The following is a 20,877-nucleotide window of genomic DNA, read 5'->3' on the forward strand; positions in this document are numbered from 1 at the left end:
CATTATTGGAAATGATTAGCCATTATTACTACTCAGAACTTTATCACTACTCTAAATTATTTAATAGATCATTGGTTTAAATATTGGATGAAACGAGGACGTTTTCTCATTGATACGCTTTGCTCAATTTGCTGTAGGCTGCGCCTTGGCCAACAAGAGCTACCTATTTCAGGGTATTTAAGGCACTGTTGGGCCCAGGCCCAACCTTACTGGATGCTTATTAGCAACAAACTGATGGCAGCCTGTCTTTAAGAGCTTATTCGGCGGTAATGACTTGTAATTGCGTCACATTCTGTAAGCCACGCGGTAATCGATTACCTCGACGCCCCCGCTCCCCTTTATAATGCTCTAAATCAGCCCCTTTCAAAGTAAAATGGCGTTTACCGGCATGGACGGTGAGCGAATCATCGGCAGAGAGCACTTGCAAATCAATCACATATTCTTCGCGCGAGGCCGCTTTAGCTGCAGGAATGCTAATTAATTTATTGCCCTTTCCGCGAGATAACTCAGGGACTTCTTTGGCAGAAAAAATGAGTAATCGGCCTACACTTGTAGCGCAGGCAACAAATAATTCATCGTGTTTCGGTAGTATTCGCGGTGGTAAAATGAGACTGGCTTCAGGCAATCTAATGCACGCCTTTCCATTGCGATTTTTTACATACAAATCGGCGATTTTTGCAATAAAACCATATCCCGCGTCACACGCTAATAACACCAATTGTTCTGGTTCACCGCCAACTACCGCTTCAAACAATGCACCTTCAGCCGGATTCAGCTTCCCGGTCAGGGGCTCGCCTTGTCCGCGAGCAGAGGGTAAGACATGGCCAGGTAAGGAGTACACCTTACCTTCACTATCAAAAAAGAGTATTTGCTGATTTGAGCGCGCCATAGCTTGGGCTTTGAACTCATCCCCCGCTTTATAACTGAGCTCACTGCCTATGACATCATATCCTTTAGCGGCCCTTACCCAGCCTTTTTTGGAAAGCACGACCGTAATAGGCTCATTGGGTAGAATATCCTCTTCTTTCAATGCTTGTGATTCCTGGCGAACGATGATGGGGGAGCGACGCGCATCACCAAACTCATCTCTATCTCTTATAATTTCCTCTTTGACTAGAGCTTTTAAACGTTGCTCTGATGCAAGAATGTTTTGCAGATTATCTCGTTCAGCGCATAGCTCATCCAACTCACCACGTATCTTGATTTCTTCGAGTTTCGCCAAATGACGCAATTTCATTTCTAAAATCGCTTCCGCTTGACGGTCACTGAGATTAAAACGAGCCATTAAGCCTTGTTTCGGGTGTTCGTGTTCACGGATAATTGCAATCACTTCATCAATGTTCAAATAGGCAATCAGTAACCCTTCAAGTACATGAATTCGATCCAGTACTTTGACCAAACGATATTCCAAACGTCGCTTCACTACCGTTAATCGATAAGACAACCACTCGGTAAGAATATCCAATAAATTTTTAACTTTGGGTCTGCCATCAAGTCCTATCATGTTGAAATTAACACGATAACTTCGTTCCAAATCGGTAGTGGCAAATAAATGCGACATTAAACCGTCTACATCAACTCGGTTTGAACGGGGAATAATGACTAAACGAGTAGGATGCTCATGATCGGACTCATCGCGCAAATCCTCTACCATTGGCAATTTTTTCTGTTGCATCTGTAAAGCGATTTGCTCCACTACCTTGGCACCCGATACCTGATAAGGCAAGGCGGTGATCACTATATTTTGTTTTTCCTGACTGTAAACAGCCCGCATTTTGATTGAACCATTACCTGTTTCATACAGCGTAGCAATTGCTTCAGGTGGGGTTATTATTTCAGCTTCTGTCGGAAAATCTGGCCCTTTTATGTGTTGCGCAATCGCTGCTAAATCGGCTTGAGGATTATCCAATAAATGCACACACGCATTAGCTACTTCCGTTAAGTTATGGGGCAGAATATCGGACGCCATGCCCACTGCGATCCCGGTGGCGCCATTTAATAATATATTAGGCAAGCGTGCCGGCAATAACGCGGGTTCCTGCAGCGTTCCATCAAAATTGTCCACCCAATCAACGGTACCTTGCAATAACTCTGAAAGAAGTACTTCTGCATAAGGAGATAATCGAGCCTCGGTATATCGCATGGCAGCAAAAGATTTGGGATCATCCGGAGAACCCCAGTTTCCTTGGCCATCAACAAAAGGATAACGGTAAGAGAAGGGTTGCGCCATGAGTACCATGGCTTCGTAACATGCACTGTCGCCATGTGGATGGAACTTACCCAGTACATCCCCAACGGTACGTGCTGATTTCTTATATTTGGCAGTTGCCTTTAAACCAAGCTCCGACATTGCATAAATAATGCGTCGCTGCACTGGCTTTAGACCATCTGCGATATGGGGTAAGGCTCTATCTAAAATGACGTACATTGAATAATCAAGGTACGCTTTTTCCGTAAACTCAGTTAATGCTTTTCGTTCTGTAACTTCATTCATTGTTTTTTTATTCATGAAAATAATAATTACTATTTAAACATCGCAAGGCTTTATTGCAAAGCAATTTTAGCAAAGTTCGCTTATCGCATATATAGAAACTGCATCTATATTGTGAATAACTTTGCTCTGTCTATAGTGCTTATTATAGTATTTTTTGTAACTTATTGAAAAATATATGATTTCAAAAAAATGTTATTTTTTGAAGCAATTTCCTCCTGTGGATAACTTTGTGCATGATGATGGAATAAAATGCTAAGCCATTGTAAATAATACCTAAAGTGCATCCATCTATTTCCTAGTGCCAAGAATTACATGGATAATGATATATAATTGAATCAATGAAAGCATAATTAATGGCTACTTATGGATGAGAGCATAAATACAGACAAAGACTATAAATCCAGTAAATTTTTGATGTATTTTATTTTCATACCCGCGCTCTCGCTCGTATTGATTATTAGTATTTTCTCTTATCGCCAACTCAATAAGCTGATGGCAGCCAACCGTTTGGTGACGCATACTTATCAAGTCATTCAGGCCACAGAACAAATATTATTTTCCGTCGTCCATCTTAATTCGTTGCAAAGAGGCTATCTTATCTCGGGTGATAAGCAATTCATCACAAAAATCGATAAAATAAAATCCGAACTTAAGCCTAATTTTGATAGCTTATTTGATTTAGCAAAAGATAACCTGTCTCAAACCGAGCGAGTCACACGCTTTTTTGATTTAACCAATCAAAGGCTTAGTCAATTAAATCAAAGCATTCAATCAAAAATGAGTAATAAACTCTATTCGCAAGAAGGTATGGACTTCTTTCGTCAAGAGATCGATCTTTCAAATCAAATTAAAGACATAGCGCACGAAATAAAAGCCGTTGAATTAGTATTATTAAATGAACGCAATGCAATCGTTCTTGATAATGCGAAACTCGCAAACTTTATCATTATCTTTGGCAGTATTATCAGTATTGGGGGCTTAATCTTAGCCTTCATCCTCACGAATAAGGAACTTGCTCGCAGTTTTACTGCGGAACGGGAAAGGAAAAATGTGGGTACTCAGTTAAGAAGTATCTTGGAAAGTGCATCCGATATGATCGCTGCAGTTGATAATAATCATTGCTATCTGATCTTTAATGAAGCATACCAACGTGAATTCAAGCGTTTATTTGGTAAACCTATAGCCATCGGCATGAATGTTGAAGTTGCTCTAGATGATGTTGCCAGTTCGAAAAGTAAATTGGTGGAGGTGTGGAAAGAATCGTTAAAAGGTGGAGAGTTTGTTCGCAATATTGAATTTGAAGTACAAAAGCAACGTAATTTCTATGAAATTACCTCCAGCTTGATTAAAAACGAACATAATGAAATCAGTGGCGCAGTGTATATCATTCGGAATATTACGAAACAAGTTGAAGAACAAACCGAACTTAAAAAGTCCTATGAACAACTCCACGCGGGCATGCAAGCACTGCAAGAGAAAAATGAGCAAATCACCCTGCTTGTTGAATTGAGTGATATTATGCTTACATGCAGTTCGCAAGAAGAATTAGGTCATGTCATGACAAAATATTGCCAACGGATGTTGAGTTTTGCGAGTGGTTATTTATATATCATGCATCCCTCAAGAAACTATCTGGAAATGGCCACATCATGGGGTTCACCCACCCCTCAAGATAATATTTTTTCTCCTGATGCATGTTGGGCAATCCGCTTAGGAAGAATGCATCATGTACGCCCATTACATAATGAATTAATTTGCAATCATGTGCACATGACCAAAGAGTTGAACGTAACCTATCTTTGCGTTCCGCTCATGGCTCAGAATGATATTTACGGTTTATTGTATTTAGAAATCACTCAAGAAACTCCAGTGTCATTTACTGAAAATCAGCACCTGATAATCAATGCATTCTGCGAATTAACTGCCCTAGCATTTGCTAATGTACGCTTAAGAGAAAATCTCCGCTATCAATCGATGCGCGATCCTTTAACTGGTTTATATAATCGTCGCTATCTAGAGGATTTTCTTTTAAAACAGATTCATCAATCAGAGCGAACTCGAACCCCACTATCAATCTTGATGCTGGATCTAGATCACTTCAAAAAAATAAATGACTCTTATGGACACGATGCCGGCGATGCAGTCTTAAAAGAATTAGGAAAACTGTTACAAGATGATATCCGGGTCGGAGATATAGCAGCCCGTTATGGTGGCGAAGAATTTATTATTGTTTTTTATGGCATCGGTGCTGAAATGATCAAAAATCGTGCTGAAAGCATTAGACATAATGTTTCCCGACTGCAGATAAAATATGGCGCGCAGCATGTGGGTCCTATAACCATTTCTATTGGTATTGCCGTATATCCGATGCATGGACGCAATGCGGAAGCATTAATCGAGTCAGCAGACAAGGCGTTATATTTCGCCAAAGCACATGGAAGAAATCAGGTCGTTTTATTTTCAGATATCGAAAAGCCAGAGAATAATGGCAAAACATATGAATAGAACCGATCTTCTACTAGTTATTAATATGACGTGATCTCCACTCTCTTGTGAGCATAGAATATGGGTTTGTTCCGAAATGAGGGACGACGACTTTTTGTCGCCGTCCTTCATAAACACACTACGGATAAGGTGGTGCGCTACTTATGCCTTGTGCCGAGGTAACCACTACACTACTCCACTAAGGCTGATCTTCTGCTGCACAACGCATATCTGCAGCGGTTGATGTTAATGGTGCAGGAGCCTTCAGGGTGAAATGGTAAAGACTTTTAAGCGAATCTTCTAGAGTGAGGACACAAGGAAAAGAGGTGCTTGGAAGTTGGAATTTAAATGAGCTCCCGCTGCCCAGGCTAGATGACGCCGTTTGTGAACATACGCCATAATGGCTAGAGACAGGAAATGGACTGCCAGCTGCTGGCGTGCCTGGACTTCCAGTTATCACCTGTTGCGGATTGTATTGTTGAGAATTGGCTAACCCTGTCGCGCCACCAACTGTGATTACCAGTCCATTGCCGGAAGTACTGATAAAACCTACGGCATTATCTACAGAATACGCATAAACGTTCATTTGCAGCGCTTGATGTATTAGCGAAGTATAGGAATTAAAATCCTGTGCATAGCTTGAATGGTTTTTGTAGCTATACTGCAGTGCTGTATAGGCATCGAATCCAGTGCCACTGCTCGGTAGCGGTGTAGCACAAAATGCAATGTACCCATATATATTTTCTAAAGGCAGAGCAGTTGGACCACTTAAATGGCTACCATTACAAGCGAAATAATTGTAGGTATTATGCCACCGTCCTATCCTAAATACACTTTAAAATGTCAATCGTACGGAACAGTTAATTTGTAATTCATTAAAGAATTAGATTCCCTTGACCACGGCAGCATTTGAATGTTTGGCAGAGTCAGCTGGAGAACAGTAACCCAGGTTTCGTTGTGCTTTACCCAGGTTACCAAATAAAGGAGTATCTCTTGAACAGAGAATTGTTACTTGATGGTCTTTCTTACTTTTTGAATTGCACGAATTTGGGCAACAGCGCGTGCTAATTCTGCAGCAGCAACTGAATAATCCATTTCACCACCTTTGTTGGCCATTGCTGCTTCAGCTTGGGCTTTTGCAGCAAGTGCAGCGGATTCATCAAGGTGATCGGCACGCTCAATCACATCAGCAAGAACAGTAACACTGTTAGGCTGAATTTCCAGCATTCCACCTTGAACGTAGTAAATTTCCTGGTGGCCACCAGGCAAGGTAACCCGTACTTCACCTGGTTTGAGAACGGTAAGCAAAGGCGCATGACCTGCTGTAATGCCTACTTCACCTAACTCTCCGGTTGCAACAACCATTTCGACCACACCGGAGAATATTTCATGTTCAGCACTAACAATATCTAAGTGCGTTGTTCTAGTCATATTTGCCTACCTCATAAGGTCTTAGCTTTAGCAACTGCTTCCTCAATGCTACCAACCATATAAAATGCTTGCTCAGGTAAATCATCATATTCACCGGCGAGAATACCTTGGAAGCCTTTAATTGTATCTTTTAGGGATACGTATTTTCCTGGAGAACCAGTAAAGACTTCAGCAACGAAGAATGGTTGTGACAAGAATCTTTGAATCTTACGAGCACGGGTAACAACACGCTTATCTTCTTCAGATAATTCATCCATACCAAGAATCGCAATAATATCTTTTAATTCTTTATAGCGTTGCAGTGTTTGTTGAACACGTCGAGCCGTATCGTAATGTTCCTGTCCGACAATGAGTGGATCCAATTGTCGAGAAGTTGAATCTAAAGGATCTACTGCAGGATAAATACCCAATTCAGCAATTTGTCGTGACAATACAACTGTTGCATCCAAGTGAGCAAACGTCGTTGCAGGTGATGGGTCAGTTAAGTCGTCAGCAGGTACATATACCGCCTGAATTGAAGTAATAGAGCCTGTTTTAGTTGAAGTAATACGTTCTTGCAACATCCCCATTTCTTCAGCCAGTGTTGGTTGATATCCCACCGCTGATGGCATACGGCCTAACAGAGCAGATACTTCAACCCCCGCTAGGGTATAACGATAGATGTTGTCGACAAACAGTAACACGTCGCGACCTTCATCACGGAATTTCTCAGCCATGGTCAAACCAGTTAATGCAACACGTAAACGGTTACCTGGTGGCTCATTCATCTGACCATAAACTAATGATACTTTATCCAATACATTGGAATCTTTCATTTCATGATAGAAGTCGTTTCCTTCACGAGTACGCTCGCCCACACCAGCAAATACTGAGTAACCACTGTGCTCAATTGCAATGTTGCGAATGAGTTCCATCATGTTAACGGTTTTACCTACACCCGCACCACCGAACAGACCTACCTTTCCACCTTTAGCAAAAGGACAAAGTAAGTCAATTACTTTAATACCTGTCTCAAGCAATTCTTGACTGCCTGCTTGCTCTTCGTAACTTGGTGGCTTGCGGTGAATAGACCAATGCTCTTCGGCGCCGATTGGGCCCGCGTCATCAACTGGGCGACCAAGGACATCCATAATTCGGCCCAAGGTTTTCTTGCCAACAGGTACTTGAATAGGATTGCCTGTATTTTCAGCGCGCAAACCACGTTTAAGTCCTTCAGTTGTTCCCATAGCAATAGTACGAACTACACCATCACCAAGTTGTTGCTGTACTTCAAAAACCAAATCACCATCAACAAGTTTTAATGCATCATTGATTTTAGGGACATTCTCACGGGGGAACTCCACATCCACAACCGCGCCAATAATTTCTACTACAGTTCCTAAGCTCATTTTATACCCTCTTATAAAGCGGCTGCGCCACCGACAATTTCTGCCAATTCTTGCGTAATTGCAGCTTGTCGTGCTTTGTTATAAGCCAATTGAAATTCTTTAATCAAATCACCGGCATTATCGGTTGCATTTTTCATTGCAATCATTTTAGCCGCTTGTTCACAAGCAATGTTTTCAACAACTGCTTGGTAAATCTGCAATTCGATATAACGTTCTAAAAGATTATCCAGCAATTCCTTAGCATCAGGTTCATAAATATAATCCCAATGATGGCCCATTGTCGTGGTGTCTTCTTCTGATTTTGGCAATGGGAGTAATTGTTTCACCACTGGTTTTTGCGTCATGGTGTTAACAAATTCGTTGTAAACCACATGCAGTGCATCGATGGTGCCGTTGTTAAACGCATCAAGCATCACTTTTACAATGCCAATAACGTCATTAATGCTTGGCGTATCACCAAGATGATCAACAGAACCAAGAACATTACTGCCAACACGCTTAAAAAAAGCTTGCCCTTTACGGCCGATAACTGCCAGATCAACCTCTTTACCTTGTTCCTTCCAGTTACGAATAGTACGAACTGTTTCACGTAACAGGTTTACGTTTAAACCACCACATAAACCCCGATCGGTAGTAACAACGATAAGACCAATACGATTAATCTCGCGATGGGTCATAAACGGATGTCTGTATTCTGAGTGCGCGCGCGCAATGTGCTTTACTACGCTGTAGATTTTACTGGCATACGGCTTAGATGCGCGCATTCTCTCTTGAGTTTTACGCATCTTACTTGCTGCCACCATCTCCATCGCACGAGTAATCTTTCGAGTTTTGTTAATACTCGAAATTTTCGAACGGATTTCTTTTGCTCCAGCCATAATATCATTTCGCCTTAAATTGACTTACCAACTTGCTGTACGCTTAAAGTCTTCTACAGCTTTTTTCAATTTTGCTTCAATGTCATTATCGTAAGCACCTGCTTCATTGATCAGTTGTAACAGATCAGGATGCGAGCTGCGCATATAATCATGTAATGACGCTTCAAATGCCGCAACTTCGTTCACAGGCACATCATCTAAATAACCTTTTTCAACGACAAACAATGCTGTACCCATCTCAGCAACAGATAATGGAGAGTATTGCTTTTGCTTCATCAGCTCAGTAATTCGCTGTCCGCGTTCTAATTGCTTACGGGTCGCATCATCAAGATCGGAAGCAAATTGGGAGAAAGCCTCCAGCTCACGAAATTGCGCGAGTGCCAAACGCGTACCGCCACCTAATTTCTTCATGATTTTGGTTTGTGCAGCACCGCCCACACGCGATACGGATAAACCTGAGTTAATTGCAGGTCGAACCCCTGAGTTAAACAAATCCACATCGAGGAATATCTGACCGTCTGTGATGGAAATAACGTTAGTTGGTACGAATGCAGATACGTCACCAGCTTGGGTTTCAATAATTGGTAATGCAGTTAATGAACCTGTTTTGCCTTTTACTGCGCCCTTAGTCAGCTTCTCTACTTCATCAGCATTGATTCGTGCAGCTCTTTCTAATAAGCGTGAATGCAAATAGAAAATATCCCCAGGATAAGCTTCGCGGCCTGGTGGTCTGCGTAATAATAAGGAGATTTGTCGATATGCCCAAGCTTGTTTTGTGAGGTCGTCATAAACAATCAATGCATCCTCACCATGCTCCATGAAGTATTCGCCCATAGTACATCCCGCGTAGGGAGCAATAAATTGCAATGCGGCAGAATCAGAAGCACCTGCGACGACAACGATGGTATGCTCTAAAGCACCGTGCTCTTCAAGTTTACGAACTATAGCAGCAACAGAAGAAGCTTTTTGGCCAACGGCAACATAAATACACTTAACGCCGGTACCTTTCTGGTTGATAATCGCATCAATAGCAATCGCTGTTTTTCCTGTTTGGCGGTCGCCGATGATAAGCTCACGCTGACCACGTCCGACAGGAATCATCGCGTCAATTGCTTTTAATCCAGTTTGAACAGGCTGATCTACTGATTTACGTGCAATAACGCCAGGAGCTACTTTTTCAATGGGGGACATGCCTGCAGCATCGATTGGTCCTTTACCATCAATCGGATTACCTAATGCATCAACAACACGGCCTAAAAGTCCTTTACCTACTGGAACTTCGAGAATACGCCCAGTACATTTACCTTTTTGACCTTCAGCTAAAGAAGAATATTCACCAAGAACAACCGCGCCCACTGAATCTCTTTCAAGGTTAAGAGCAAGACCATACACCCCGCCTGGGAATTCAATCATTTCCCCAGCCATTACATCTTCAAGGCCATGTAAGCTCACAACACCGTCTTTTAAACTAACAATAGTACCTTCATTTCGTGCTTCAGATACTACACTAAAGTGTTCTATTTTCTTTCTGATTAATTCACTGATTTCAGAAGGATTTAATGCTACTTGTTCTGACATGGAAACTATCCTCTAAATTATGCAGCCAGTTCAGTGTTTAGCTTATTAAGCTTGCCACGAACTGAACCATCTATAACTAAATCGCCCGCTCGAATTATTGCTCCACCAAGCAAGGAAGGATCAATATTGATTTTTAACGAGACCTTACGCTGCAAGCGCTGACTTAAAGATTCGATTAATCGTTGTTGTTGTGCACTAGATAAATCAGAGAAACTGCTGACATCAACATCCAGAGTTTTTTCTTGCTCTGCGCGATGTGCTTCATAGAGTGCATAAATATCGGGTAGCAACATCAATCTTTTGTTGGTAGCCAGTAACGTAATTAAATTACCTAATGGCTTGTTTTCATTTGATTTTGCACCAATTGCTGCGTGCAACAACTCCATATGCTGTTCTACAGTTGTTGCAGGATTAGCAATAAAGTATTCAGCTTCTGGCGTCAACACAGCTTGCGCAAGATTTCTCAAATGTGCTGACCACTCCGCTAATTTTTTTTCCCCTAACGCATATTCAAAAATTGCTTTAGCATAGGGTCTGGCTATGGTGGTACTATCAGACATTTTAAATCTCTTCTATCAAGTTATCTAACAATGCAGTATTTGCCTTAGCATCTATTTCACGCTTTAAAATTTTCTCAGCGCCTGTTATGGCTAAGTGTGCAACTTGTTTGCGCAACTCATCTTTTGCATGATTGATTTGTTGCTGTAATTGCTCTTGTGCCAACTTCACCTGCATTTGCGCTTCATGTTTTGCCGTTTCTTTTGCTTCTTCAATTATTTGCGCAGCACGCTTATTTGCTTTTTCAATAATGTCAGCTGATTGAACTTTAGCTTGCTTTAACTCATCTTTAACGCGATGTTGTGCTAATTCTAATTCTTTGCGACCACGTTCAGCAGCAGCTAAGCCATCAGCAATCTTGTCTTGTCGCTCTTCCATAGCTTTTGCCAAGGGAGGCCATACTAATTTCATAGTAAACAAAACAAAAGCTGCGAAAACCAGCATTTGTACAATTAGTGTTAAATTAATTTCCACCGTTTAATCTCCTGTAACAATTAGGGCGCTTTGCGCCCTGATTTTGTGTTATCAAGAACCCAGGTTGCTTAGGAAAGGGTTTGCGAAAGTAAAGAACAATGCGATACCCACTCCAATCATGGTTACGGCGTCTAACAAACCAGCAACGATGAACATTTTAACTTGTAACATTGGAACCATTTCTGGTTGACGCGCTGAGCCTTCAAGGAATTTGCCACCAAGCAAACCAAATCCTATCGCTGTGCCCAATGCACCCAAACCAATTAACAAGGCAACCGCAACTACGGTCATACTTTGAACTTGTGCTATTAAACTAGCGGCTTGCATATTTATCCCCTTTACAATGGATGAAAATTAAATCGGTTAATGATCTTCGTGTGCCAAACTCAAGTAAACAATCGTTAGCACCATGAAAATAAATGCTTGCAATGTAATTACCAATATATGGAATATTGACCAAGCCAGCGCCAAAATAAATTGTGCTGTGCCCAAGGTCGCAGTACCCAGTGTTGATGATGTTGCAGCATTTAAGGTTAACAGGGCGATTAATATGAATATCAATTCGCCTGCATATAAGTTTCCAAATAACCGCAGTGCCAATGAGATGGGCTTAGCAACAAGACCAACTACTTCCAGCAACAGGTTAAAAGGTATAAATCCTGGATGATTGAAAGGCTGTAAGGTAAGCTCTTTTATGAACTTTTTAACCCCTTTAATCTTAATACTGTAAAAAATGATAAGAATAAATACCGAAATTGACAAACCAAAGGTTAAATTCAAATCGTTGGTTGGTACTACTTTAAGGTAATGAATACCACCGGTCTGTGCAATTGCTGGCAAAATGTCTACCGGTAATATATCCATAAAATTCATGAGGAAAACCCATAAAAATATGGTTAGTGCGAGTGGGCCAATTAAATTATTTTTACCATGAAAGCAGTCTTTGACCTGATTATCTGCAAACTGGAGCATAATCTCGGCAAAATTCTGTAACTTGCCGGGGACGCCTGTTGTGACTTTCCGCGCACCAAAATACATGAGCGCACACACAAAAACCCCTAAAACAATGGAGAAAAACAGTGTGTCAAGATTCAATGTCCAGAAACCACCCGAACCCAATTTCATATCACTAACGTTATATGTAAGGTACGTTAAATGATGCTTGATGTAGTTTGTGCTAGATACCATTTCAGTCACTTTCAGGCCTATTCTGTTTATTTACAATAATCAACGGGGCAAACCAATGCGTCATCTGTATCATGATGTAGGATACAAAAAACGCGAGCGGCGTAACCTTAACCAGTAAAAACACCGCGGTGAATAGGAATATGGATATAATTATCTTTAAGGCTTCGCCCTTGTAGAAACTATTTACGATCAGCTTGGCTGAACGTGCACCTTGATACTTAAACAGTTTGCTTGCAAAGTATGCATTGGGAACAATACACACTATGCCACCAAGCAAAGCTGAGCTCGCTGCATTTGCACCATATACTAGTGCGCATAAAGCTGCAAAAACTAGTGTAACGCCTGATTGTACACACCATAGCCGTACAATACCACGTTTACTCAGTTGTTTGTTCACATATTCACCTACGTTTCACCGCGCGAATTATAAATCAATCAGTTTGAATAAGCAATGCCATATTTTATACATGCATGATTGTTTATCACCAGTGACCTATGTTGGGTGCGGACGCCCAGGGCTCTTGGATAGGTAAGGGCTCCCCTTTTTGCAGCAATTCGATAGAGATATTATCCGGCGAACGAATGAACGCCATACGCCCATCTCGTGGTGGCCTGTTAATAACTACCCCCGCATTTTTTAATCGCTGACAGGTAGCATAGATATCCTCTACTCGATACGCTATATGGCCAAAATTACGTCCTTCTTGGTAATCTTCTGGATCCCAATTGAATGTCAGCTCAAGCATGGGTGTATTTGCCTGCTGGGCGTGTTCGAGATCATTAGGGGATGCCAGAAATATTAATGTATATCGGCCTTTCTCATAGTCTGTACGCTTGACTTCAACTAAACCCAGTTTATTGCAATAGAAGTCAAGTGATTCTTGCAAATTAGAAATTCGCACCATCGTATGTAAATAATTCATGCTGTACTCCCTTAAACGTGTGGTTATATCCGGTCGAACGCCGCAAACAACAGATTTTAGCGTCTATAATTAGAGTGTGGAACTTATTATCGCAACTCAGGTAATAAGTAGTGTTATTAACCTCGCAAAAGGAAAGAACATGCCTGATAAGATCCAACATACTGCAGCCGGTCTGCAACAAAAAATGCTCGCTCGTTATAGCGATGGGTTACATCATAAACATAATAAACATCATTTAGAATATCGACAACACTGTAGATCTCACCCTTGTAATCAAAGTAATGGCTTAAATGAAGAAGGATTAAATGGTTCTACGGGATTGTTACGGCAATTTAAATTGAGGAAAATACGTAAACGACCTGACAAGGGACATTTCCATTAATACATGCATCCTAAAAAAGCAGTAGGATGTATGTCTCTTTTGCATCCAACTGCTTTTTTAGGATTATGCAACCGGATTATTTTGATAAGTATAATATTTAAGAATTTTTACCACACGCGCAACATCACTGGTTTGTCTTGCCATATTAATGACTTTCTCGGCTTGCTCTTGATGCACATCTCCCATTAAATAGACAACCCGATCAGAAGTCACGACCTTAAACGCATTAGGATCAATAGAGCCATCAGAGAAAATTTGGCTGCGAATCTTTGCGGTGATCCAACTGTCTTGCATTGAATTTGATCCCGCAGAACTGACCCTGACCTGATTAAACAAACGTCGATAACCCTTTACTGTAGCCAATCGTCGTTGTAACTCGGCTTGCATTTCAGCGGTAGGAACATGGCCCGCCACTAAGACATCTCCATTGAAAATTGCGATATCAATGACACAATTATTATTTTTAAATGCATTATCAACCGTGATTGCATTATTCACTTTAAGGAATAAATTGTAATCATCCAATTTTTTATACACATCGTGTCTATCGTAAACCATAGTGGCGCCTGTCCATATGCTGCCTATGCAGCCAGACAAACAGAATAGAACGACGATTAGTAATACAGCAAAACATCCTTGTTTTAGCATTTTATTTTAATGAATGTATTGAAAAATTTTGACTACTTTGTTCACGCCATTAACTCGTCGTGCCGCATCTACGGCAAGCGCTGCTTGTTGATCGTTAACGATACCCATGAGGTACACGACTCGATTTTCAGTCACAACCCGGATAGAGCCTGACTCTAGACCCTTTTTAGCCAACAATCTGGTGCGAACTTGGCTGGTAATCAAACTGTCATTGGAACGAGCAGTAAGTGGTATAGGATATCCAACCGATAATTCATTATATACGCGATGTACTCCGGGGGTTCCTCGAGCAATTTTTTCAGCCAAATCTCGCAAAGAGGAGGTAGGTGTTTGCCCAACAAGCAATACCACACGATTAAAACTGGTCACCAGAACTCGTGAATCACTAAACTGACGGTTTGTTACAATGGCTTTATGAATCACATGAAATAGTCGTGCGTCGGCTTCCATAGTGATAACCCCACGCCGGTCATAAACCATTCCGGCCACAGCACCAGTTACTACTGCTGCAACACAACCTGTTAACAGGGTAGCCACTAAAAGAAATGCAATCGATCTTAATTTAAATCTCATTTTTTTATCCCATGACTTGACCAAATAATGATTGGTCAATTAAATCACAAAAGCAATGCAAGATGAACAGATGCATTTCTCTAATTCGTGCTGAATTATCCGACGCAACGCGCAGCTCGATATCCTCAGGGCCTAAATGGTTTGCGAGCACACCGCCATCACGTCCGCTCAAAGCAACAGCATCCATGCCTCGCTCATTGGCAGCGTGGAGGGCATACAGCATACTGTCTGAATTGCCTGATGTAGTTAACATGAGCAAGACATCATTTTCTTGCCCAAGCGCTTGAATTTGTCGGGCAAAAATTTGACTGTAATGATTGTCATTGGCAGAAGAACTTAAACTGGTTGCATCTGTACTTAAGTTGATTACGGGCAGAGAAGGCCTCTCAACTTCAAATTGATTCAACATTGCACTGGCAAAATGCATGCAGTTGGCACTTGAGCCCCCGTTGCCACACAATAATATTTTTCCATCTGCAAGCAAACAATTCACTAAACGTTGACCAGCCCTGGCAATCAAATCAGATAAAGAATCAGCAAGCGCTATTTTGGTTTCTATGTTTATACCAAATAAATGCCTTACTCGTTCTTCCATTTGTACCATCATATTAAACCTCTACTTCATTAAAAAATTGTAACCGCTAGGAAGAACCACCAGAAGTGTCATCCCTAATCAGCTTTCACTCAGATGCCGGTTGGGCCTTGGGCCCAGCATTTCTTTTAATGCATTATGGGGGTTTTGGTTGGATTAACCAACCTACATCCAATTCAGCAGCAAACCGCAGCGAGCTTAATTAATAGTCCGCCCCAAATGCATCCTTTATCCAATTTATGGTCCCTGATTTTCCATCAAGGCTGATCACATCAAAACGAAGAGCAAATTGTTCAAATTTTTGATGCTCTAGCATATAGAGGGTGGCTGTCTTGATTATTTTTTGTCTTTTTGCATAAGTAACGCTCGCAATCCCCCCACCAAACTGGGCGGAAATTCGCGAACGGACCTCAATAAAAACCAGCGTTTCCTTGTCACGCATAATTAAATCAATTTCGCCCAGCCGACACCTGTAATTTTGCGTAATTAATTTAAGTCCTTGTGTTTTTAAATAGGCTAAAGCGTTCTGCTCCGCAATGCGTCCTTTCTCTTGTGTTATCAATTACACTGTCTCACCCAACGAATGGACTAGTCCTTGTTTGAATTGTCCCCACTCCAATACACGGGCAACGTGTTGTGATGGTTTGAGATATAAAATACCATCGCCATGCCGTGATTGATCCGCGGGGAATAACATCAATTGATTCAATTGGGTAGCCAAAGTATAACTGTCTATTCCTAAAGCATACAAACGATTATAACTATTAAATTGTTCTGGCCAATTGCGTGTACCTGCCTGATGTCCGAAAACCCAGGGAATATCACAGAAAATAATCCCATCAAGGTCTTTATCTTTCAAGGGGTTAGCCTGGCCGCCATAGACGCTGGCAGTTGCATAAACTGGAACATCTCCCGCAAAATAATAATTGAGTAACGGCATAATTTGACGTGCTTTTGACGGGTAGGCCAATAGAAATATCATATCAAAATCTTGTCTCCTACTAATAACAGGTTGAATTTTTTGCCCGAGTAACTCCCTTATTTTTTTCTCGCGTTGCTGACTGTTGCTGATTTGCAGAAAGTCCTTCATTTTTTTATTCAAATCATCATTTGAACCATATGAAAAAGTATCAACAACACGACCACCACTCTTTTGCCATTGTTGTGAAAACGCTTTGGTCACCTCTTTACCCCAATCATTTCCAGGTGCAATAATCAATGCCCGGCTATACCCCTTGTTTTTGGCTCTGATCGCGACCTGGACTGCCTCATTTACAGGTGAAAGTCCAAATGAATAAGAATTTTCCTGGATGCTCGTATCCGCATCATTTAATAATAGGGTAGGAACAGGATGTTCTAATGCAGCTACTACTGCGACTTGTGATTTTGTTAACGGACCCACAACATAATCAGCGCCATCACTAATCGCATCTTTGTATAAAGCAGCAACATCTCCTTTACTGGTATCATAGGTTTTCACCTGCATGGAGGTGTTGCTGTTATTTTTTTGATAGGCGGCCATAAATCCATCGCGTACTGCAGTTCCTGGCCCCTGTAACGCACCGCTTAGGGGGAGTAATAGTGCGACATGTTTGGGTGGGGTATGCATTTTACTGGCAATTGAATCCAATGGATTCGGTAAAATATGATTTGCCGGATGCGAGCTAAAATGAGATTGCCACTGTTCTAAAGCAGTCATTAAAGACTTGGGATCATCACGATATTTACGCGAAATCAATGCAAGCTGCAGCCAGCCTTGTAAAACAGATTGATCGGATGCCTTGGCAGTCCAAGAATTTAAATCCACAGGGGACACATGAGTTAAAGTTAACCATAAGGTACGACGATTAGTGGCTTGGCTCTCTTCATCAGTTAACAACGATTCAAGTTTTATACGTTCATTAATCGATTCCAACAGGTTGTTTGTGCCACGGTAAGCTTGTGCCAATAGCTCATGAAATTGAATCTTTTGGTATGGTGCAAAGGCATCGCCTTCGGTAATACGGGTTAATTTACTTAATGCCATTTGCGGGCGATCCCGAATGAGATCAATTTGCGCCAGTAAAAGATTTTTTTCATTCATAGCGGCCGGTGTTAAGTCCGAAGTCTGTGCTAAAATGGCAGCACCTTGTCGCCATTGGCCTTCTGAAATCAAACGTCCTGCCGCACGGATTAATGATTGTTGCTTTTCACTGCCTTCTTGATTTTTGGCCTGTGTGAGGTAACTTGAGGTAGGTTTGGAATAAGGATTCGCTATTTTTTTGTTCTCCACTTTGGGAGTCGTTACTGGGATCGGCGTTGCCATTGGTGGGGGATTAACTGCGGTGGTGCACTCACAAAGAAAAAGGGTTGATGTCAGTAAAAAAAATGTGCGAATTTTTATTGTTTTAATAAACATATTCTTAGACATTGAATAAGCAATAACGCAAGAGGATAAACTATGACTAACTCACTAGCAACAGGCAGAGGAACTCTCTATATCGTTGCAACTCCGATAGGAAACCGTGAGGACATTACGTTTAGAGCATTAGAGGTGCTTAAATCCGTTGATTTTATTTTAGCGGAGGACACGCGTCACTCCCTACAATTACTCAGCTCTTTAGGAATAAAAAACAGTCTTGAGTCGCTGCATGCGCATAATGAAAATGACAAAAGCAAACACATTATTGATGAACTTTTACTAGGAAAGTCGGTCGCCTTAATCAGTGATGCCGGTACTCCATTAATTAGTGATCCCGGTTTTTTATTGGTTAAACTGGCAAGACAACATCACATTCAGGTTGTTCCTGTTCCTGGGGCTTGTGCATTAATTACCGCACTGTGTGCTGCTGGCATCCCTTGTGATTCTTTTCTTTTTTTAGGATTTCTCCCGGCAAAACAACAGGCACGGAGAACTAAATTAGCATCGTTGAAGACAGAACCCCATACGCTGATTTTTTATGAGTCAACCCATCGGATTCTTGAATGCATCGATGATTTGGGTGACATTTTTGGTGAACCATGCGAGATGGTACTTGCCAAAGAATTAACCAAAACGTTTGAACGCTTTATTTCAGGAACTATCAAGGAAATCAAAAGCTGGCTTTTAGCCGAACCTGCGCATGTAAAAGGTGAATTTGTTGTGCTCATCCCTCCGCGCCCAGCTGTTGCTGAACCGGATAATCAGGAAAAACTCCTGGACGTGTTGCTCAGCGAATTGCCGCTGAAACAAGCCGTGGCCATAGCGTGTAAGTTGAGTAATGGCAGTAAAAACGAGTTGTATGAAAAAGCTTTGGCGATAAAAAATAAATCCATGTAGATTGCAACCACATCATCCCTGTTCCACTTGGGATGATGTGGGGCCCTGCTGATAATCAGCCCACTTGGTAAACTTAGTTAAAAGCACAGCAGCTTATATCAACCTCATCCTCATACTCCCCTACCTCATCTGTTTTGATTGTACTTTCATCACTCGAACTATCGATAACAGGTCCATCCAAAGCTAATGGCGCTTTCGTACTGTGATGCTGATCATAAGCATGGTAAAGTTCATAACCGAGATAGAGCGCCGTTAAAACGATAGCTGCAGGCCAGCATACCGCAAAAGTAGCAATTAACAGCGTAGGCATTACGGTATTTTTGATCATCGTAAAAATAAAATCATTGCGCGCCGCTTCGTATTCTTTAAGTGCTAATTGAAGCTCTGTTCCATTTTTAGCCTCATCCAAACGTAAACTTTTCTCCTTGAGTTTCGAATATGAATCAGAGGAAAGATACATAGCGACGGCAAGAGTACAAACAAAAAAGCAAGCAACAGCGATTCCTGGTCCTGTAAACATCAGCGAGACTGAAAATCCCGCCATCAATAAAGCAGCTGCAGCCGCATTAAAATAAAAAGTTGCTTGTTTTGTTTGCCAGTTAATTTCCAACTCTGAAAGTTCAAGTTCAAGTATTGCTTTATGCCGCTCTAAATCCATCCCTGGGTACTTTCCTGGATTTAAGGTGTACTCATCCAATTGGCTCTTGAGTTCACTCTTCTTGAGTGAGTACTCCCTTTGGGCCAAATTGTATTTGTGCAAAGTCATGAGCACGTCAAAGCCTAAAAAGACAGCTGTAATTATCCCGGCTGTAGGATCTGGGATGTTGGTAATATGGTTAAAATTAGTAATAAAGTTTACTGTGGCCCATACCAAGTCATTCGCAAAGTTACAATGACGTTTTTGCAATTCAAATTTAAACCGCTCAAGAGCTGTCGTTTTATCCTTTTTTTCTCCCTCTGTTGGAAACCAAGTGTGTTGCACTAAATAACCAAAATCGATTGCAAAACGGATTAAAAACAAACCCACGCTCAAATAATTCAATACGCCATTAGGTGCTTTAATAAAGTCAATTATTTTATCAGCATCCGTATGCGTCCCCAGAATTGCATCCAGCTTTTCAAGAATTTGCAGCTCTTTTGCCAGAGTAAAGCCCTTTGTGAGCGTTAAACGGCAAAAAACCCAATACACACGGCACAGATTTAAATAAGCCACATAATCACGGATTTGTGATAAATGTGCTGGTGCCTTCCTTAAATTATCAAAACTATCACTAAAGCTCTTTCGCAAAGATTCGAGAAACGTCTTTTCCTTTTTAGCGTCTTCCTTAGTCTTTTTTAAGAGGCGGTCTAAGATGTTCTTTTTGATCTCTTTATATTTTTCGACTTTGCTGTGTTGTGAATATGCTTGATGAAAAGCTTCTAAAAGGGTGCAGCAATAGTAACAATACTTCCAAAATGCAATGTTCTTAAGGTCATCTTCATTGCGTTGCTTTTGCAGTACGTTGAATAATAGGTTGAATTCAGCTTCAAGAGATTTTTGATTGTCTAATATAAAGGAATAACTGGTCTTAGCAGCCCGTTTGCTAATATCATCAAGGCTGTTTATCTCATTCCTATGAAGTTGCGTGAAAAACTGGATCTTATCGTTAGTAAACGCCTCATTTTGTTTTGAAAAAGCCATCGCAACCTCACAAAAAATATACAGGGAGTTTTATTTCTAGGATACGGTACCACTGGATTTTTCATTTGACAAGATCTTTTTGTTTCTTTTTTTATCACAATGTTTCAAAACAGTAAAAATGTTTCAGCAAAGTAAAGAAATGATGAGTAGTAATTCATAGAGACTTCTTTTTTGATGAAATAAATTAATCTTTTACAGTTCAAGAGAGGCGCTAACAACCACCATGAGCAATAATTAAGCGCTCACTCTTTGATAAGTATTATTCTTTCCCTATTTAAGGAGCCAATTGTTTATCATTTGTGGCCGA

Annotated in this window: 21 protein-coding genes; 3 read left to right on the forward strand and 18 right to left on the reverse strand. The window is 41.1% G+C overall.

Features of this window, described 5'->3' with window-relative positions:
- Positions 1 to 256: 256 nt before the first annotated feature.
- A complete protein-coding gene (parC, locus tag OQJ13_RS08685; protein WP_265710475.1) occupies positions 257 to 2,509 on the reverse strand; it encodes a DNA topoisomerase IV subunit A in 2,253 nt (750 codons plus the stop codon).
- Between the two features lie 348 nt (positions 2,510 to 2,857).
- On the opposite strand from parC, the gene OQJ13_RS08690 reads away from it, so the two are divergent.
- Positions 2,858 to 4,999, forward strand: a complete 2,142-nt coding sequence (locus OQJ13_RS08690) for a diguanylate cyclase (protein WP_265710476.1) — start codon at positions 2,858 to 2,860, stop codon at positions 4,997 to 4,999.
- Positions 5,000 to 5,177: 178 nt separating this feature from the next.
- Here the strand turns inward: OQJ13_RS08690 and OQJ13_RS08695 are convergent, their stop codons facing one another.
- The 11 genes from OQJ13_RS08695 to OQJ13_RS08745 all read right to left on the reverse strand — a co-directional run bounded on the left by OQJ13_RS08695 (position 5,178) and on the right by OQJ13_RS08745 (position 13,396).
- On the reverse strand, positions 5,178 to 5,564 hold the full coding sequence (locus OQJ13_RS08695) for a hypothetical protein (protein WP_265710477.1): 387 nt from the start codon (positions 5,562 to 5,564) through the stop codon (positions 5,178 to 5,180).
- A 422-nt stretch (positions 5,565 to 5,986) separates the two neighbouring features.
- On the reverse strand, positions 5,987 to 6,409 hold the full coding sequence (locus OQJ13_RS08700) for a F0F1 ATP synthase subunit epsilon (protein WP_028381469.1): 423 nt from the start codon (positions 6,407 to 6,409) through the stop codon (positions 5,987 to 5,989).
- 11 nt (positions 6,410 to 6,420) lie between these two features.
- The gene (atpD, locus tag OQJ13_RS08705) at positions 6,421 to 7,797 is read right to left on the reverse strand and encodes a F0F1 ATP synthase subunit beta (RefSeq protein WP_028381468.1); all 1,377 of its coding nucleotides are present in this window, start codon (positions 7,795 to 7,797) and stop codon (positions 6,421 to 6,423) included.
- Between the two features lie 11 nt (positions 7,798 to 7,808).
- Positions 7,809 to 8,675 carry a F0F1 ATP synthase subunit gamma gene (atpG, locus tag OQJ13_RS08710; RefSeq protein ID WP_265710478.1) on the reverse strand — a complete coding sequence of 289 codons (867 nt, stop codon included), beginning with the start codon at positions 8,673 to 8,675 and terminating at the stop codon, positions 7,809 to 7,811.
- Between the two features lie 24 nt (positions 8,676 to 8,699).
- Complete coding sequence (gene atpA / locus OQJ13_RS08715) at positions 8,700 to 10,253, reverse strand: F0F1 ATP synthase subunit alpha (protein ID WP_058388161.1); 1,554 nt, start codon at positions 10,251 to 10,253, stop codon at positions 8,700 to 8,702.
- Positions 10,254 to 10,270: 17 nt separating this feature from the next.
- Positions 10,271 to 10,813, reverse strand: a complete 543-nt coding sequence (locus OQJ13_RS08720; protein WP_265710479.1) for a F0F1 ATP synthase subunit delta — start codon at positions 10,811 to 10,813, stop codon at positions 10,271 to 10,273.
- Between the two features lies 1 nt (position 10,814).
- Positions 10,815 to 11,285 (reverse strand): F0F1 ATP synthase subunit B, encoded by a 471-nt coding sequence (locus OQJ13_RS08725; protein WP_028381464.1) that lies wholly within the window; start codon positions 11,283 to 11,285, stop codon positions 10,815 to 10,817.
- A gap of 51 nt (positions 11,286 to 11,336) precedes the next feature.
- Complete coding sequence (gene atpE, locus OQJ13_RS08730) at positions 11,337 to 11,612, reverse strand: F0F1 ATP synthase subunit C (protein ID WP_006869493.1); 276 nt, start codon at positions 11,610 to 11,612, stop codon at positions 11,337 to 11,339.
- Between the two features lie 36 nt (positions 11,613 to 11,648).
- On the reverse strand, positions 11,649 to 12,473 hold the full coding sequence (atpB, locus tag OQJ13_RS08735) for a F0F1 ATP synthase subunit A (protein ID WP_265710480.1): 825 nt from the start codon (positions 12,471 to 12,473) through the stop codon (positions 11,649 to 11,651).
- A gap of 1 nt (position 12,474) precedes the next feature.
- Positions 12,475 to 12,870 carry a F0F1 ATP synthase subunit I gene (locus OQJ13_RS08740; protein WP_265710481.1) on the reverse strand — a complete coding sequence of 132 codons (396 nt, stop codon included), beginning with the start codon at positions 12,868 to 12,870 and terminating at the stop codon, positions 12,475 to 12,477.
- Positions 12,871 to 12,955: 85 nt separating this feature from the next.
- Positions 12,956 to 13,396: a VOC family protein gene (locus OQJ13_RS08745; RefSeq protein ID WP_265710482.1), complete on the reverse strand. Its 441-nt coding sequence runs from the start codon at positions 13,394 to 13,396 to the stop codon at positions 12,956 to 12,958.
- A gap of 139 nt (positions 13,397 to 13,535) precedes the next feature.
- On the opposite strand from OQJ13_RS08745, the gene OQJ13_RS08750 reads away from it, so the two are divergent.
- Positions 13,536 to 13,778: a hypothetical protein gene (locus OQJ13_RS08750; protein WP_265710483.1), complete on the forward strand. Its 243-nt coding sequence runs from the start codon at positions 13,536 to 13,538 to the stop codon at positions 13,776 to 13,778.
- A 63-nt stretch (positions 13,779 to 13,841) separates the two neighbouring features.
- Here the strand turns inward: OQJ13_RS08750 and OQJ13_RS08755 are convergent, their stop codons facing one another.
- The 5 genes from OQJ13_RS08755 to OQJ13_RS08775 all read right to left on the reverse strand — a co-directional run bounded on the left by OQJ13_RS08755 (position 13,842) and on the right by OQJ13_RS08775 (position 18,001).
- Positions 13,842 to 14,426: a BON domain-containing protein gene (locus OQJ13_RS08755; RefSeq protein WP_265710484.1), complete on the reverse strand. Its 585-nt coding sequence runs from the start codon at positions 14,424 to 14,426 to the stop codon at positions 13,842 to 13,844.
- Between the two features lie 6 nt (positions 14,427 to 14,432).
- Positions 14,433 to 14,999 (reverse strand): BON domain-containing protein, encoded by a 567-nt coding sequence (locus tag OQJ13_RS08760; protein WP_265710485.1) that lies wholly within the window; start codon positions 14,997 to 14,999, stop codon positions 14,433 to 14,435.
- Between the two features lie 4 nt (positions 15,000 to 15,003).
- Positions 15,004 to 15,603, reverse strand: a complete 600-nt coding sequence (locus OQJ13_RS08765) for a D-sedoheptulose-7-phosphate isomerase (RefSeq protein ID WP_265711912.1) — start codon at positions 15,601 to 15,603, stop codon at positions 15,004 to 15,006.
- A 190-nt stretch (positions 15,604 to 15,793) separates the two neighbouring features.
- Entirely contained in the window at positions 15,794 to 16,150 is a 357-nt protein-coding gene (locus OQJ13_RS08770) for a YraN family protein (RefSeq protein WP_265711913.1), read from the reverse strand.
- Positions 16,151 to 16,153: 3 nt separating this feature from the next.
- A complete protein-coding gene (locus tag OQJ13_RS08775; RefSeq protein ID WP_265710486.1) occupies positions 16,154 to 18,001 on the reverse strand; it encodes a penicillin-binding protein activator in 1,848 nt (615 codons plus the stop codon).
- 30 nt (positions 18,002 to 18,031) lie between these two features.
- On the opposite strand from OQJ13_RS08775, the gene rsmI reads away from it, so the two are divergent.
- Complete coding sequence (rsmI, locus tag OQJ13_RS08780; RefSeq protein WP_265710487.1) at positions 18,032 to 18,889, forward strand: 16S rRNA (cytidine(1402)-2'-O)-methyltransferase; 858 nt, start codon at positions 18,032 to 18,034, stop codon at positions 18,887 to 18,889.
- Positions 18,890 to 18,962: 73 nt separating this feature from the next.
- On the opposite strand, the gene OQJ13_RS08785 is transcribed toward rsmI, so the two are convergent.
- Positions 18,963 to 20,570 carry a hypothetical protein gene (locus OQJ13_RS08785; RefSeq protein ID WP_265710488.1) on the reverse strand — a complete coding sequence of 536 codons (1,608 nt, stop codon included), beginning with the start codon at positions 20,568 to 20,570 and terminating at the stop codon, positions 18,963 to 18,965.
- Positions 20,571 to 20,877 lie beyond the last annotated feature (307 nt).

The organism is Legionella sp. PATHC035 (assembly GCF_026191115.1).
Classification (GTDB): Bacteria; Pseudomonadota; Gammaproteobacteria; order Legionellales; family Legionellaceae; genus Legionella.